At 65.0% G+C, this 16686-nt stretch carries 5 protein-coding genes, 1 tRNA gene and 2 pseudogenes; 3 read left to right on the top strand and 5 right to left on the bottom strand.

Going from position 1 to position 16686, the window contains the following annotated elements; translation table 11 throughout:
- Nucleotides 1-79 precede the first annotated feature (79 nt).
- Nucleotides 80-511, top strand: a pseudogene (locus LRS12_RS01685) (hypothetical protein); the annotation flags it as partial.
- Here LRS12_RS01685 and LRS12_RS01680 read toward each other — a convergent pair.
- The 3 genes from LRS12_RS01680 to LRS12_RS01670 all read right to left on the bottom strand — a co-directional run bounded on the left by LRS12_RS01680 (nt 459) and on the right by LRS12_RS01670 (nt 5830).
- On the bottom strand, nt 459-1547 hold the full coding sequence (locus LRS12_RS01680; protein WP_257843002.1) for a PepSY domain-containing protein: 1089 nt from the start codon (nt 1545-1547) through the stop codon (nt 459-461). The pseudogene LRS12_RS01685 and the gene LRS12_RS01680 overlap by 53 nt on opposite strands.
- 17 nt (nt 1548-1564) lie before the next feature.
- Nucleotides 1565-3724 (bottom strand): TonB-dependent receptor, encoded by a 2160-nt coding sequence (locus LRS12_RS01675; protein WP_257843001.1) that lies wholly within the window; start codon nt 3722-3724, stop codon nt 1565-1567.
- Nucleotides 3725-3895: 171 nt separating this feature from the next.
- On the bottom strand, nt 3896-5830 hold the full coding sequence (locus tag LRS12_RS01670; protein ID WP_257843000.1) for a methyl-accepting chemotaxis protein: 1935 nt from the start codon (nt 5828-5830) through the stop codon (nt 3896-3898).
- A 294-nt stretch (nt 5831-6124) separates the two neighbouring features.
- On the opposite strand from LRS12_RS01670, the gene LRS12_RS01665 reads away from it, so the two are divergent.
- Nucleotides 6125-7495: an alginate export family protein gene (locus tag LRS12_RS01665; RefSeq protein WP_257842999.1), complete on the top strand. Its 1371-nt coding sequence runs from the start codon at nt 6125-6127 to the stop codon at nt 7493-7495.
- Between the two features lie 199 nt (nt 7496-7694).
- Here LRS12_RS01665 and rpoC read toward each other — a convergent pair whose 3' ends face one another.
- Both rpoC and rpoB read right to left on the bottom strand, forming a co-directional pair.
- Entirely contained in the window at nt 7695-11975 is a 4281-nt protein-coding gene (gene rpoC, locus LRS12_RS01660; RefSeq protein WP_257842997.1) for a DNA-directed RNA polymerase subunit beta', read from the bottom strand.
- Nucleotides 11976-12049: 74 nt separating this feature from the next.
- A pseudogene (gene rpoB / locus LRS12_RS01655) lies at nt 12050-16206 on the bottom strand (DNA-directed RNA polymerase subunit beta).
- A gap of 304 nt (nt 16207-16510) precedes the next feature.
- Between rpoB and LRS12_RS01650 the strand changes: the two are divergent.
- A tRNA-Leu gene (locus tag LRS12_RS01650) sits at nt 16511-16594 on the top strand.
- Nucleotides 16595-16686: the final 92 nt, after the last annotated feature.

Raw genomic sequence — 16686 nt, 5'->3', positions numbered from 1 at the left:
ATACACCGCGCAACAATATTCCACGTTCAAAAATCGGATGAAATGTGAAGGTTTTAGCGATTTTGAACATGGTAGAACTGTGCTCGACCGCATCGACCTGCATGTCGAGGTCCAGCCGGTCACTGCCGCTGACCTTGTCCTGCCCCCGCCATCGGAAGGGTCGGCGGAGGTCGCAGCGCGCGTCGCGGCGGCGCGCGCCGTGCAGCGTGCCCGCTATGGCAGCGACGGTCCGCGCACCAATGCGGAAGCCGACGGCCCGGTCCTCGACGTGGCGGCCACCCCGGATGAGGCAGGCCGCAAGCTGCTGGCCCAGGCCGCCGAGGCGATGCGGATGAGCGCGCGCGGCTATACCCGCGTCCTGCGCGTCGCGCGCACCATCGCCGACCTGGCGGGCGCGGAGACGGTCGGGCGTATCCATATCGCCGAGGCGCTCAGCTATCGGCGACAGGCCCCCGAAGCTAGGCGGCGGCGAGCGGTCGCGCCGCCCGTGCGCGTGCCTTGGGCCGCTTGAACCAGAAGGTCCACACCGCGAAACTGCCCAGCATCGCCAGCACCAGCCCTGTCGACGCGACCACCAGCTTCCACAGCCACCCCCCGACCTTGGCGGCGTGGAGCGGATAGACGCTGTTGTAGGCGCGGATGCCGGTGGGCATCGCGTGCGCGTCGCGGGTATCGACGATCGCGCCATTCTCGGGCTGGAACCAAACCAAGGTGCGGCCATTGGGCAGCCATTCGGCGGGCTGGCGCAGGCGCATCTGGATCAGGTCGCCGGGCTTGCGCGGCAGCGCGACGAGGCGGATCTCCGATCCGGGATAGCGGGCGCGCGCCTCCGTGAACATCGCTGACCAGTCGAGGTCGCGGGCGAGCGGGCCGCCCTTCACCTGAGGCGGCGCGAACGGCTTTTGCAGCGCGCCGACGCTCTGGCCCGGGGTGAACACCGCAGTGCTGACGGGCTTGAGCACCATCAGCATCCCCGTCGCCATCGACAGGAACAGCAGGGGCGCGAACACCACGCCGATGTCGCGGTGATGGGTAACGATCGCCGGGCGGCTCATCCGTTTGGGGAAGAGGCGGAGTTTGAAGGTCTTGCGCAGTCGCCACCACAGGATGACGCCGGTGACGACGAAGGCGAGGCCGATTAGCCCGGCGATGCCGGCCACCGTCGCGCCGAGATCGTCAAGGAACAGATGATGGTGCAGGTCGAACAGCCACAGCTCGAACCGGTCCCATTTGCTGTCCCATTGTGCCACCACGCGCCCGGCCTGATCGGCATAGGCACCGGCTTCGCCCGAGTAGGAACGGCGGGTTAGGCCAAAATCCGAATAGGCGAACAGCAGCGATCGCGGCGTCTCACCCGGTGCTGCGAGGGCGGCGTTCATCTGCGCGCCGAGCGCGGCGACATCCTGCCGCTGCGCGTCGCCCGCGCCGGGCAGCCAGCCCAGCCATTGATGTTTGAAGACGAGGATCGCGCCCGACAGGCCGAGAACGCCGAGCACCAGCCCGACGATCCCGCCCGTCCAGCGATGGAGCAGATCGACCCACTTCATCCCCGCCGCGCCTCCGCTCAGAACTTCACATCGAAGCCGAGCGTGAACACCCGCCCGCGACCCGAGAAGAAGCGGAGATTGTCCGCCACCGAAATCGTGTCGCTGTTATAGGTGATGTAGGTGGCGTCGAACAGGTTCGACACTGCCAGCGTTACCCCGCCAATGCCGACATCGTAGCGTACCACCGCGTCGGTGAGGTTATACCCCTCGAACGCGGTCGCGCGATTGTACGCCGCCGGGTTGGTCGACAGCTGGAAGGTCCGCGACAGATAGAAGCCGGTCTGCACCCGCGCGGTCAGCGGGCCGCGCGCATAATCGAGCGCGATGTTGAGCCGGTCGGGCGAGATGTTGGCACCGTCGAGGTCGATATCCACCGCGCCGTCGCCATTGCTGTCCGTGCGTCCCGCCAGATGGGCATAGCCGATGCTGGCGCGCAGGCCATCGACGGGCAGGCGGACGCCGAGATTGATCTCCAGCCCCTGGATCTCGATCCGCTGGCGCTGGACGTCATAGACGCCCGCCGGGTTGAGCACGAGCAGCCCGCCGAGCTTGGAGGACGACCAGAAATAGGTCGCGCTGGCGTCGAGCGGGCCGCGCTTCACCTCGACCCCGATCTCGCGGTTGTTCGAAACCACCGGGCTGATGTCGAGGAAGTTGTCGATGTCGACATTGGGCACGTTGATCGCGCGCAGGATGCGGCCGACATCGGCGATCGTGTAGCCTTCGGCATAGCTGGCATAAGCGCGGATGCCCGGCGTCGGCTCGACGATCACGCCGCCATTGACCAGCGCGTCACGGAAGCTGGGGTTGCCGCCGCTCACCGCGCGCGAGCCATAGGAGGCGAGGGTCGTGAAATCGTCGACCTTGAGTTTCACATCCTCGTAGCGGACGCCGCCAGCGAGGCGCAGCCTGTCGTCGAACAGGCCAAGGTTGAGCTGCGCAAACGGCGCAAGGCTGCGGAAAGTGGTCGGGGGCACCCAGTTGCGGTCGGTCCACAACAGCGACTGGACGGTTTCGTCCCACAGGCTGTCAAAGCCGATCGTCGCGGTCAGGGCATCGGCGAATTTCCGCTCGTAGCTGAACCGCGCGCCCAGCTTGCGTGACTGGTTGACCGACTGGTCGAACAGGGTGTTGAGTGGTGCGATCCGCGCGTCCTGAAAGGTCGAGGTGATCGACCCGCCGAACACGTCGTTGGTGCGGTTGAAGAATGCCTGAAGGACCAGCTTGCCGCCGGCCAGATCGCTGTCGGTCAGCGTCAGATTGACCGTCTCCACCCGGTTCGACACCGGCTCGCCATCCGGGTTGCCGCGTACGCTGGTCGATGGGGTGTTGGTCGCGCGGCTGCCCGCGACCTGAACATAATCGTGATCGCCCTTGAGCTCGAAGCGGTTGGCGAACAGCTCCAGCCGTGCGGTATCGTTCAACTGCCAGCCGAGCCGCGCGAACGCCGACCAGCTCTTGCTCGCCATCGTGTCGCCCTGTGCGCCATCGACGCCGATGATCCGGCCCGCGCCGTCGTAAAAGACGCCGCGCTTTTCATAGGCCCCGCCGACCGTGGCGTCGAACGCCCCGCCGCGCCACGCGACCAGCGCCGCTGCCTTGCCGCCCAGGCCATTGCCGTCGAACCCGTTGCCGGCGCTGCCCTGAAGCAGCGCACGGCCCGAAAAGCCGTCGTTCGTCGGTGCCTTGGCAACCACCTGATTGACCACGCCGCCGGTCGCGCCAATGCCCTGAAGTGCGTTGGAGCCATAGATCAGTTCGACCCGGTCGAGGAAGAACGGGTCGATCGTGTAGCCGTCGCGCGACCCGTCACGGACCGGGGTCGATTGCGGGATCCCGTTGATCGCATAGAGCGGTGAGCGGCCGCGCAGCGTCTCGCCCGCGCCCGACAGCTTCTGACGGGTCGGGGAAAAGGAATGGGCGAGGTTGGCGACCGCATCGACCACCGATCCGGCAATCGCGACTTGCTGGTCCAGCTCTTCCTTCTCGATCACATCGACGGTCAGCGGCAGCGCGCTGGCGGGCAGGTCGGTGCGTGCTGCGGTGATGATGACCTGATCCGTCTCATCCGGCGCGGGCGCAGGCACAGGCGCGGGATCGGTCGCGGCATGGGCGGCGACCGGAGCCAACAGCGCGAGCGCGACGAGGGGCAGGACGGAAATCTTGGCGACGGACATGCGGAAACTCCCTTTCCGCGCCCGCTATCAAGGTCCTGTCGATAATGCAAACGCCTCGCATTAGATTCTCGCATGCCGTTGCAACCACGCAACGGTGTGCGGTCCGATATGAAGCCGCCGCCCGGAATTCCGGACGGCGGCTCCTGTACATCACGTCTCAACTGGGCGGCGTCAGAAGGCGTCCCACTCATCGGCACCCACCGCTTTCGCGACTGCGGCCGATCCGTTCGCGACCGGAAGCGCCTTGACGGGGAGGCGATAGGCCGGCTTGGCTTCGGCCTTTGCTGCGGGCTTCGGCTTGGGCTTGGATGCGGGGCTTTCAGTCTTGACCTGCGGTGCAGGGTTGGCGGCGAACGCGCGCGGCCGACTGTCCTCGCCGATCCGGAACCGGGCCGACTGTTCGGTCAGCGCGGTCACCTCGTTCGACAGGTTGCGCGCAGCGGCCGATGTTTCCTCGACCATCGCCGCGTTCTGCTGGGTCGAATGGTCCATCGCCAGGATCGCGGTCGAGATCTGGGTGATCGCCGCCGACTGCGCCTGATTGTCCGCTGCCATCTGGCCGAGCAGCGCGTGAACCTCGCTGACATCGCCCGAGATGTTGACCAGCGCGCCATCGACCTTCTGTACCGCGCCGACCGCCGAATCGATGTCGGTGCGGGTCACGGTGAGCTGCTCGCGTGCACGTCCGGCCTCTTCCTCCGCACGCATTGCGAGCGCGGAAACGAGATCGGCGACAACTGCAAAGCCGCGACCGGCTTCACCGGCACGTCCGGCTTCGACTGCCGCATTCATCGCGAGAACGCGGGTCTGGAACGCGATCTTGTCGAGGCCCTCGATGACGTCGTCGATACCCTTGGCGCTGTCGGCGACACGGGTCATCGCCTGGGTCGCTTCCTCGGCGACGGCGCGGCCCGATGCGACCACCGCGATCGCGCCATCGGCACGCTCCACGGTGCGCGTCGCGGCTTCGGCGGTCTGGCGCAGGCGATCGTTCATCTGGCTGACTGCGGCGGAGGTTTCCTCCAGGCTCGCGGCATTGCCTTCGGTCCGGCGTGCAAGGTCGTCGGACGCGTGGGCAATCTCGCTCGACCCGGTATGGATCGCACGCGAACTGTCCACGACAGTGCCGATCAGCGCGCGCAGGCTGGCCAGTGCTTCGTTGAAATTGGCCTTGAGCTGTTCATAGGCCGGCGGGAAGGGCTGGGCGATGTTCGCGGTCAGGTCACCCTTTGCTACCGCGTCCAGCTGGGTGCTGATCGTGTCACACACCATCTTCTGCTCGGCATCCGTTTGGGCCTTTTCGGCCTGTGCCGCCTCATTCGCCACAGCAGTCTCGCGGAACACGAGCACCGCCTTGGCCATCGCGCCGACCTCGTCCTTGCGGTCGGTTCCGTCGACTTCGACGCGGTTGTTACCTTGTGCCAGCGTGCCCATCGCGGCCTGTAGACGCGCGAGCGGCTGGGTGATGCCGAGCCGCGCGACGAACACCGCGATGCCGACACCGGCGATCACACCGATCACCGACAGTACCAGCAGCCAGGTGACTGCGCGGGACACGGTCGTTTGGAGCTCTGCGGTCGCTGCATCGCCCTCTTCGACCCGCTTGTAGGTCAGCTTCGAGATATCGTCCGACAGGCCGTCCAGCTCCGCATTGGCCTTCAGCACCAGCTGCTGCGCCGCATTGCGGTTTCCGGCCAGACCCTGCTTGACGGCTTCGGCGGACAGGCGGTGCAGCTCGGCATAACGTGCCTTCAGCTTCGCCACATCGTCCTTCAGCGCCGGGTCCGCCGCGACCGCGTCCTCGAAATTCTTGCCGCCGCGCTCATAGCCCTTGACGAGCGTCTCGGGCAGTTCGCGAGCGACCTCGCTCGCGGGGTCGAAGGCCAGCGCGCGGGCGGCGGTATATGCCTGTTCGATCGCGCGGCGATTGGCGCGCGAAATGTCGGTCGTCGCGGGCAGCTTGTGTTCGACCAGCGCGCCATAGCCGTCATTGACGCCCTGCACCGTGTTCGATCCATAGACTGCGATGCCCAGCGTAATCGCGCCGAGAAACAGCAGTAGCGAGGCGACCTTGGTCGCGATCTTGAGATTATTGAGCAGCGTCATATCCGCCCCCTATTCCGATTGTGATCCGAAGTGACGCTACGGCGCCATCGCGGATATTAAAGACGCGGGGGTGGCTCGGGGGCGGCGTATAGGCAAATCTACTTAATGCCGACCGCGTAACGATCCGTGAAATTGGCGGGGTATCGGCGGTAAGATGCTGAATATCATTGGTGTATTTATGATACCCAAATCGGGGGTCGCGGCACTGTCTTGTGCGCATCGCCCGCAGTCTGGGGCCGGGGGGAGGTTTGCCCCTCTATAAGTAACGCGATGTTACATTTTAGGGGCACTGCCATGAACACCGGATTCACCAGCATGCTCGGCGGAGCTGCCTTCGCCCTGCTGATCGGAAGCGCTGGAGTGGCGCATGCCGGTCCCGACAAGGAGGATGCCGGCGGCTTTTCGATCGAGGGCAGCGTGCGCGTGCGCGGCGAGGCGCTGGAGGGTCAGGTCCGCCCGAATGCGGCGGAGAGCGACGCGATGTTGTCGTTCCGCACGCTGATCCTTGCCCGTTACGACTTTGGCGGCGTCCATGTCGTCGGTGAGATCGACGACGCGCGCGGCTATGGCCAGGATGTCCGCTCGACCACCAGCAGCGCCGATATCAATTCGCTGGAACCGATCCAGGCCTATCTGGGCATCGAACTGGGCCAGATCGCGGGGCAGAAGGGGAAAGGGCTGCTGCGCCTCGGCCGCTTCACCTTCGAATCCGGCTCGGGCCGGTTGATCGAGCGATCGGATGCGTCCAACTCGCCGGTCACCTTTCTCGGCGTGAACTTCGACTGGAGCAGCGCGCGGGGTGACCGCGTCCATGTGTATCTGACCCAGCCGTTCGAGCGCCTTCCGACCGCGGCGGCGGATCTGCGCGACAATAAGTTCGAGCTGGACCGCACCAGCCCCGGCCTGCGCCTAGGCGGCGTGTCCTTTACCCGCGCCAAGCTCGTGGCTGGGGCCAATGCCGAAGTGTTCGGCATCTGGCTCGATGAAAAGGACAGCGTCGGCCGCGCCACCCGCGACCGCAATCTGTTCACCTTTGGCGGCCGCCTCAACCGCGTCCCGGCCAAGGGCAAGTTCGATTTCGACGTGGACGGCGCGGTCCAGCACGGCACCACTCGCGCATCGACGTCGGGCAGCGATGTGACCGATCGCCGCGTGCGCGCCGGGATGGTCCATGCCGAACTCGGCTATACCTTCCCCAAGGGCTGGACTCCGCGCGTCGCACTGCTGCTCGATTATGCCAGCGGCGACACGCCCGAGGCTGCCTATCACCGCTTCGACCCGCTGTTCGGTTCGCGCCGGGGCGATTTCGGCCCCAACGGCCTGTACGGCCCGCTCAGCCGCTCGAACATCGTCAGCCCCGGCATTGCGATCGAGGGCAAGCCGTACAAGGCGTGGGACTTCTCGATCAAGGCCCGCAAGCTGTGGCTTGCCTCGGCGACCGACAGCTTCGGCGCGACCAATGTCCGCGACGCCAGCGGCGCCACTGGCCGCGACGCGGGTGCGCAGGTCGAAGGGCGCGTGCGCTACTGGGCCGTGCCGAAGCGGGTGCGGGTCGAGGCCGGCGCCGCCTGGCTCGCCAAGGGCGATTTCCTCACCACCGCGCCCAACGCCCCGGCGACCGGCGACATGCGCTTCGGCTATCTGGCGGTGACCACGTCGTTCTGACCGAAGCTCAGCTCGCTTTCTGAGCGGGCGGAGATCGATTGGGTAGCAGGGGAGGCTCAATGCCCCTCCTGCTTCTTTTTGTGCCGAGCCCTGATGTGCGTACCGGGCTTCTCGCCTGTATTTCAACGACAAAAAAGCCGCCGCCCGGCATCCCGGGCGGCGGCCTTTTCGTGTCAGCGCGGGGCGCTGAACGGAGCGATCACTCGCTCTCGTTCAGATACTCGCCCGCCGCTGCGTCGCTGCCGTCACCCGACACTTCGACCTTTTCCAGCGCATCGCTGGTGGCCATCGCGTCGATCGGATCCTGCGCCAGCTCGGCGGCGCGCTCTTCGGCTGCCGAGTTGGGTGCGATCAGCACTTCCTGCAGCTTGCGCTGCTGGGCGCGGAGCGCGGCGTCGCGGCTGCTGGCCGCAATCCGCATCCGGTTCATGCCCGCGCCGGTACCGGCGGGGATGAGACGGCCGACGATGACGTTCTCCTTCAGGCCGATCAGCGTGTCCTGCTTGCCCTGGACCGCCGCCTCGGTGAGGACGCGGGTGGTCTCCTGGAACGACGCCGCCGAGATGAAGCTGCGGGTCTGCAACGACGCCTTGGTGATGCCGAGCAGGATCGGCTTGCCCTGTGCAGGGGCCTGGCCGGGCTCGAGCTTCGCGTTGGTGTCGTCCATCTCGTCGCGATCCACCTGCTCGCCGGGGAGCAGGGTGGTGTCGCCGGCGTCGGTGATCTCGACCTTTTGCAGCATCTGGCGAACGATCACCTCGATGTGCTTGTCGTTGATCTTCACGCCTTGGAGTCGATAGACTTCCTGGATTTCCGCGACGAGATATTCCGCCAGTGGCTCGATGCCGAGTACCTCCAGAATGTCGTGCGGGTCGGGCGAACCGCCGATCAGGTTGTCGCCACGCTTGACGTAGTCGCCTTCCTGGACGTCGATCACCTTCGACTTGGGCACCAGATACTCGACGACCTCGCCGCCATCCTCGGGCTGGATGCCGATCTTGCGCTTCGCCTTATAGTCCTTGCCGAACACCACGCGGCCCGAGACCTTGGCGATGATCGCATTTTCCTTGGGCTTGCGCGCTTCGAACAGCTCGGCGACGCGCGGCAGACCGCCGGTGATGTCGCGGGTCTTGGCCGATTCACGGCTGACGCGGGCCAGAACGTCGCCGCCCTGCACCGTCGCACCATCCTCGACCGACAGCACCGCACCCGGCGCCAGCATGTAGCGGGCGGCCTCGCCATCGCCTTCCCCGGTGAGGGTGAGGCGGGGACGCAGATCCTCCTTCTTCGCCGACGCGCCGCGGTTTTCGATCACCACGCGCTGTGCGATGCCGGTCGCTTCGTCGACCTGCTCGGTCAGAGTCTTGCCGTCGATCAGGTCCTGATACTTCACGACGCCGCCGGTTTCCGTGATCACCGGCATGGTGAACGGATCCCATTCCGCCATGCGCTCGCCCTTGCTGACGATGTGGCCATCGTCGAACATGACATAGGCGCCGTACGGAATGCGGTGGACCGCCAGCTCGCGACCATCCTCGTCGAGGATCGCGATCTCGCCCGAACGCGCCAGCACGACGCGACGGCCGCGCTGGTCGGTGATCAGGCGCAGGTCGCGGAACTCGGCGCGGCCATCGACCGGCGCTTCGAGGTTCGACTGCTCGTTGAGCTGCGCCGCACCGCCGATGTGGAAGGTACGCATGGTCAGCTGCGTGCCCGGCTCACCGATCGACTGCGCCGCGATGACGCCGACCGCTTCGCCGATGTTCACCGGCGTACCGCGGGCAAGGTCACGGCCATAGCATTTCGCGCACACGCCGATCTTGGCTTCGCAGACCAGCGGCGAACGGATCTTCATCCCCTGAATACCCAACGCCTCGATCTGCGCGATCATCGGCTCGTCGAGCAAGGTGCCGACCGGGATCGCCACCTTGCCGCTCTTCGGATCGACCACGTCTTCTGCGGTCGTACGACCCAGAATACGCTCGCCCAGCGACGCGATCACGCTGCCGCCCTGCACGATCGCCTTCATCTCCAGCGCGCGCTCGGTGCCGCAATCCTGCTCCATGACGACGCAGTCCTGCGACACGTCGACCAGACGACGGGTCAGGTAGCCCGAGTTCGCCGTCTTGAGCGCGGTGTCGGCCAGACCCTTGCGGGCGCCGTGGGTCGAGTTGAAGTATTCAAGAACGGTCAGACCTTCCTTGAAGTTCGAGATGATCGGCGTTTCGATGATCTCGCCCGACGGTTTGGCCATCAGGCCGCGCATGCCGGCCAGCTGCTTGATCTGCGCCGCCGAACCACGCGCACCGGAGTGCGCCATCATGTAGATCGCGTTGGCGGGCTTCTCGCGGCCCGTAGCCTCGTCGACCTTCACCGACTTGATCTCGTCCATCATCGCGGCCGCCACCACGTCGCCGCAACGGCTCCAGGCGTCGATCACCTTGTTGTACTTCTCCTGCTGCGTGATCAGGCCGTCCTGATACTGCTGCTCGAAGTCCTTCACGAGCGCGCGGGTCTCGTCGACCGTTGCTTCCTTGCTCGCCGGGATGATCATGTCGTCCTTGCCGAACGAGATGCCTGCCTTGAACGCGTGGCGGAAGCCCAGTGCCATGATCGCGTCGGCGAACAGCACGGTCTCCTTCTGGCCGGTGTGGCGATAGACCTCGTCGATCACGTCGCCGACGTCCTTCTTGGTCAGCAGACGGTTGACGACGTCGAACGGCACCTTGTGCGACTTGGGGAGGCACTCGCCGAGCAGCATGCGGCCGGGAGTGGTCTCGAACCGCTTCATCACGGTGCTGCCGTCTTCCAGCGTCTGAGGGACGCGGCTGGTGATCTTGGTGTGCAGCGTGACCGCACCCGCGAACAGCGCCTGATGCACCTCGGCCATGTCGCCCAGCACCATGCCTTCGCCCGGCTCGTTCTGCTTCTCCATCGAGAGATAGTAAAGACCGAGCACCATGTCCTGCGACGGCACGATGATCGGCTTGCCGTTGGCGGGCGACAGGATGTTGTTGGTCGACATCATCAGGACGCGCGCTTCCAGCTGCGCCTCAAGGCTCAGCGGGACGTGCACGGCCATCTGGTCGCCGTCGAAGTCGGCGTTGAACGCCGAGCAGACCAGCGGGTGAAGCTGGATCGCCTTCCCCTCGATCAGCACCGGCTCGAACGCCTGGATGCCCAGACGGTGGAGCGTCGGCGCGCGGTTCAGCAGAACCGGGTGCTCGCGGATCACCTCGTCCAGGATGTCCCAGACTTCCTTGCGCTCCTTCTCGACCCACTTCTTCGCCTGCTTCAGGGTCATCGACAGACCCTTGGCGTCGAGGCGCGCGTAGATGAACGGCTTGAACAGCTCGAGCGCCATCTTCTTGGGCAGGCCGCACTGGTGCAGCTTCAGTTCCGGACCGGTCACGATGACCGAACGGCCCGAATAGTCGACGCGCTTGCCGAGCAGGTTCTGGCGGAAGCGGCCCTGCTTGCCCTTGAGCATGTCGGACAGCGACTTGAGCGGACGCTTGTTGGCACCCGTGATCGTGCGACCGCGACGACCATTGTCGAACAGGGCGTCGACGGCTTCCTGCAGCATACGCTTTTCGTTGCGGACGATGATGTCCGGCGCGCGCAGCTCCATCAGGCGCTTGAGGCGGTTGTTGCGGTTGATCACGCGGCGATACAGGTCGTTGAGATCCGACGTCGCGAAGCGACCGCCGTCCAGCGGCACCAGCGGGCGCAGCTCGGGCGGGATGACCGGAACGACGTCGAGGATCATCCACTCGGGACGGTTGCCCGATTCCAGGAAGCTCTCGACGACTTTGAGCCGCTTGATGATCTTCTTGGGCTTCAGCTCGGACTTGGTGACCGCCAGCTCTTCGAGCAGCGTGCGCTTCTCGCCCTCGAGATCGAGGTCCATGAGCATGATCTTGACCGCTTCCGCGCCGATGCCGGCGGAGAAAGCGTCCTCGCCATATTCGTCCTGCGCGTCGAGCAGCTCGTCCTCGGTTAGCAGCTGGAACTTCTCCAGCGGCGTCAGGCCAGGCTCGGTGACGATATAGGATTCGAAATACAGCACGCGCTCAAGCTGCTTGAGCTGCATGTCGAGCAGCAGGCCGATGCGCGAGGGCAGCGACTTCAGGAACCAGATGTGCGCGACCGGGGCGGCCAGTTCGATATGGCCCATGCGCTCACGGCGGACCTTCGAGACGGTAACCTCGACGCCGCACTTCTCGCAGACGATGCCCTTGTATTTCATGCGCTTGTACTTGCCGCACAGGCATTCGTAGTCCTTGATCGGACCGAAGATGCGCGCGCAGAACAGGCCGTCACGCTCGGGCTTGAACGTGCGATAGTTGATCGTCTCGGGCTTCTTGATCTCGCCGAACGACCACGAACGGATGCGATCCGGGGACGCGATGCCGATCTGGATCTGGTCGAAGGTCTCCGGCTTGGCCACCGGGTTCGCGAAGTTGGTCAGTTCATTCATGTCGTTTTCCCTCAGGAGGGTAAATCTCTGGGCGGGACGGGGAGGGCGCTACACTGTGGCAGCGCCCCTTCCCCTTATTCCGCCGCGATCGCGGCACCGTTCTCGTCGAGGCCCAATTCCAGATTGGTCTTGAGTTCGACGTTGAGGCCCAGCGAGCGCATTTCCTTGACGAGCACGTTGAAGCTCTCGGGGATGCCGGCCTCGAACGTGTCGTCACCCTTGACGATCGCCTCGTAGACCTTGGTGCGGCCGACCACGTCGTCGGACTTCACCGTCAGCATTTCCTGGAGCGTGTACGCCGCGCCATATGCCTGCAGCGCCCAGACCTCCATTTCGCCGAAGCGCTGGCCGCCGAACTGCGCCTTGCCGCCCAGCGGCTGCTGGGTGACGAGGCTGTACGGGCCGATCGAACGCGCGTGGATCTTGTCGTCGACCAGGTGGTGCAGCTTGAGCACGTACTTGTACCCAACGGTCACCTTGCGGTCGAACATGTCGCCGGTGCGCCCGTCGAACAGGTCGACCTGACCGCTCTCGTCCAGACCCGCCAGACGCAGCATGTCGGTCACGTCCGCCTCGACCGCGCCGTCGAACACCGGGGTGCCCATCGGAACGCCGGCGCGGACATTCTGCGCCAGCTCGACCAGCGCGTTGGTGTCGCGGCTCTTGATCTGTTCGGCGTAGTTATCGCCATAGATTTCGAGCAGCAGTTCCTTGACCGCTTCGGGTGCTTCGCCCGCTTGCGGGTTCGGATTGGCCTCACGCCACGCGTCCAGCGCCTCGCCGATCTTCTTGCCCAGGCCGCGCGCGGCCCAGCCAAGATGCGTCTCGAAGATCTGACCGACGTTCATGCGCGACGGCACGCCCAGCGGGTTGAGCACGAAGTCGACCGGGTCCCGTCCTCAAGGAACGGCATGTCCTCCTGCGGCAGGATGCGGCTGATGATGCCCTTGTTGCCGTGACGGCCGGCCATCTTGTCGCCCGGCTGCAGCTTGCGCTTCACCGCGACGAACACCTTGACCATCTTCAGCACGCCCGGCGGCAGCTCGTCGCCCCGCTCCAGCTTCTCGCGGCGGTCCTCGAACTTGTCCTTGATGCGCTTGACGGCCTCGTCATACTGCGCCTTGACCGTCTCCAGATCGCCCTGGACCTTGTCGTCGGCAACGGCGAACTTCCACCACTCATGGCGGTCGACGCTGTCGAGCAGGTCCTGATCGATCTCGGCACCCTTCTTCAGGCCCTTCGGAACGGCGGTCGCGACCTGACCCAGCAGCATCTCGCGCAGACGCGACCAAGTCGCGCGGTTGAGGATGTTGCGTTCGTCGTCGCTGTCCTTCTTCAGGCGCTCGATCTCCTCGCGCTCGATCGCCATCGCGCGCTCGTCCTTGTCGATGCCGTGGCGATTGAAGACGCGGACGTCGACGATCGTGCCGGCAACGCCCGGCGGCAGGCGGAGCGAAGTGTCGCGCACGTCGCTGGCCTTTTCACCGAAGATCGCGCGGAGCAGCTTTTCTTCCGGCGTCATCGGGCTCTCGCCCTTCGGCGTGATCTTGCCGACCAGAATGTCGCCCGGCTCCACCTCGGCGCCGATATAGACGATGCCCGCCTCGTCGAGGTTGCGCAGCGCTTCCTCGCCGACGTTCGGGATGTCGCGGGTGATGTCCTCCGGCCCCAGCTTGGTGTCGCGGGCCATTACCTCGAACTCGTCGATATGGATCGACGTGAACACGTCGTCCTTCACGATCCGCTCGTTGATCAGGATCGAGTCCTCGTAGTTGTAGCCGTTCCAGGGCATGAACGCGACGAGCACGTTGCGGCCCAGCGCCAGCTCGCCGAACTCGGTCGACGGGCCGTCGGCGATGATGTCGCCGGCATTGACCAGATCGCCCACCTTCACCAGCGGACGCTGGTTGATGCAGGTCGACTGGTTCGAACGCTCGAACTTCATCAGCGTGTAGATGTCGACGCCGCTTTCCTCCGCCGAAACCTCGCCGGTGGCGCGGACGACGATGCGCGACGCATCGACCTGGTCGACGATGCCGGCGCGTTTGGCCGCGATCGCCGCGCCCGAATCGCGCGCGACGGTCTCTTCCATGCCGGTGCCGACGAAGGGCGCTTCCGCCTTCACCAGCGGAACGGCCTGACGCTGCATGTTCGAACCCATGAGCGCGCGGTTGGCGTCGTCATTTTCCAGGAACGGGATCAGCGACGCGGCGACCGAAACCAGCTGCTTCGGCGACACGTCCATCAGCGTCACCGTGTCCGGGAACGCCATCAGGAATTCGCCTGCCTGACGTGCGGAGACCAGATCCTCGACGAACCGGCCCTCGGCATCGGTTTCGGCCGAAGCCTGTGCGATGGTGTGCTTGGCCTCTTCCATCGCGGACAGATAGACGACCTCGTCGGTCACCTTGCCGTCGATCACCTTGCGGTACGGCGTTTCGATGAAGCCGTATTTGTTCACACGGCTGAAGGTCGCGAGGCTGTTGATCAGACCGATGTTCGGGCCTTCCGGCGTTTCGATCGGGCAGATACGGCCATAGTGCGTCGGGTGAACGTCGCGGACTTCGAAGCCTGCGCGCTCACGGGTGAGACCGCCCGGCCCAAGCGCCGACACGCGACGCTTGTGGGTGACTTCCGACAGCGGGTTGGTCTGGTCCATGAACTGCGACAGCTGCGACGAGCCGAAGAATTCGCGCACCGCGGCGACCGCAGGCTTTGCGTTGATGAGGTCGTTCGGCATGACGGTCGACACGTCGACGCTCGACATGCGCTCCTTGACCGCGCGCTCCATGCGCAGCAGGCCGACGCGATACTGGTTCTCCAGCAGCTCGCCCACCGAACGCACGCGGCGGTTGCCCAGGTTGTCGATATCGTCGACTTCGCCCTTGCCGTCCTTGAGGTCGACCAGCGTCTTGACGACCGCCAGAATGTCCTCGGTGCGCAGCGTCGTCACCGTGTCCTCGGCATCGAGGTCGAGGCGCATGTTCAGCTTGACGCGGCCGACGGCCGACAGGTCGTAGCGCTCCGGATCGAAGAACAGCCCGCCGAACAGCGATTCTGCGGTCTCCAGCGTCGGCGGTTCGCCGGGGCGCATCACGCGATAGATGTCGGACAGCGCCTGCTCGCGCTCTTCGGCCTTGTCGGCCTTGAGCGTGTTGCGGATCCAGGGGCCGGTCGAGATGTGATCGATGTCGAGCAGTTCGACACGATCGATCCCGGCCTTGTCCAACTTCTCGAGATTTTCGGCCGACACTTCGTCGCCCGCCTCGATGTAGATTTCGCCCGTCGCCTCGTTGATCAGGTCGAACGCGCTGTAACGGCCGAAGATTTCCTCGGTCGGGATCAACAGCGTCTCAAGCCCGTCCTTGCCGGCCTTGTTCGCCGCGCGCGGGCTGATCTTCTGCCCGGCGGGGAAGATCACTTCGCCCGACTTGGCGTCGACGATGTCGAACATCGGCTTCGCGCCGCGCCAGTTCTCGGGCGCGAACGGGATCTGCCAGCCATTGGGGCCGCGCACATAGGTGACGGTGTTGTAGAAGTGGTTGAGGATCTCTTCGCTGTTCAGGCCCAGCGCGTACAGCAGCGTCGTGACCGGCAGCTTGCGCTTGCGGTCGATACGGACGTTGACGATGTCCTTGGCGTCGAACTCGAAGTCCAGCCATGAACCGCGATACGGGATCACGCGCGCGGCGAAGAGATACTTGCCCGATGCGTGCGTCTTGCCGCGGTCATGGTCGAACAGCACGCCCGGCGAGCGGTGCATCTGCGACACGATGACGCGTTCGGTGCCGTTGATGAAGAAGGTGCCGTTGCCCGTCATCAGGGGCATGTCGCCCATGTAGACGTCCTGCTCCTTGATATCGAGGACGGAGCGGGCATCGGTATCGGGATCGACCTCGAACACGATTAGGCGAAGGGTAACGCGCATCGGGGCGGCATAGGTGATGCCACGCTGACGGCATTCCTCGACGTCGAACTTGGGCGCTTCGAGCTCATAGGTCACGAAGTCGAGTTCGGCGGTGCCGGCGAAGTCGCGGATCGGGAACACGCTGCGCAGCGTCTTCTCAAGGCCCGAAACATAACCGATCGACGGATCGCTCCGCAGGAACTGTTCGTAGGATTCGCGCTGAACCTCGATCAGGTTCGGCATCTGCACCACTTCGTGGATGTCGCCGAACACCTTGCGGATGCGGCGCTTTGCGGTGCCGCTTTCGATCGCTTTGGTTGCCATGTGCTGTTTTCGCCTTCTCAGCCTGAATTTCGCCCCGGTAACCGCCGGGACAGGCACGCAGACAGACGCCAAAAGGGCCGAGCGATTCCCTGCGTTGAAACGGGGAAAAACTCAGCCTCTCAAGCGTCTATGATACCCGTCCGGTCCATTCGTACGGCGCGCTGCGCGACGGCGTGCCATGTCCCGACCGGTCGGGGCAGGGCCGCGATATAGGCAGGGCGGGGGCGGTGTCAAACGCGTCGGAGGCAATGGGCGGTTAAAGGCTTGCCGCCGCGCGGACCTTCGTCTAGCCAGCCTGCTCGCTGCCCCTGTGGCGAAATGGTAGACGCAGTCGACTCAAAATCGACCGCCGAAAGGCATGCTGGTTCGAGTCCGGCCAGGGGCACCAGAGCTTCATTTCACGACATCCCGCAAAGTTGAAAAAACCGCAGAAATCTGCCATATTTTGCGTGTTCTGATCCCATTCGATCCGAGCAGATG

Origin of the sequence: Sphingomonas sp. J344, assembly GCF_024700005.1 — a bacterium.
In the GTDB taxonomy this organism is placed as follows: domain Bacteria; phylum Pseudomonadota; class Alphaproteobacteria; order Sphingomonadales; family Sphingomonadaceae; genus Sphingomonas.
Note: the sequence above shows the minus strand (reverse complement) of the source record. Positions and strands in the feature narration are given on the sequence as shown.

What these genes read in the sequence shown, in the direction of transcription:
- LRS12_RS01670 (WP_257843000.1), bottom strand. Translation starts at nt 5,830, where the DNA reads ATGACGCTGCTCAATAATCTCAAGATCGCGACCAAGGTCGCCTCGCTA.
- rpoC (WP_257842997.1), bottom strand. Translation starts at nt 11,975, where the DNA reads ATGAATGAACTGACCAACTTCGCGAACCCGGTGGCCAAGCCGGAGACC.
- LRS12_RS01675 (WP_257843001.1), bottom strand. Translation starts at nt 3,724, where the DNA reads ATGTCCGTCGCCAAGATTTCCGTCCTGCCCCTCGTCGCGCTCGCGCTG.
- LRS12_RS01665 (WP_257842999.1), top strand. Translation starts at nt 6,125, where the DNA reads ATGAACACCGGATTCACCAGCATGCTCGGCGGAGCTGCCTTCGCCCTG.
- LRS12_RS01680 (WP_257843002.1), bottom strand. Translation starts at nt 1,547, where the DNA reads ATGAAGTGGGTCGATCTGCTCCATCGCTGGACGGGCGGGATCGTCGGG.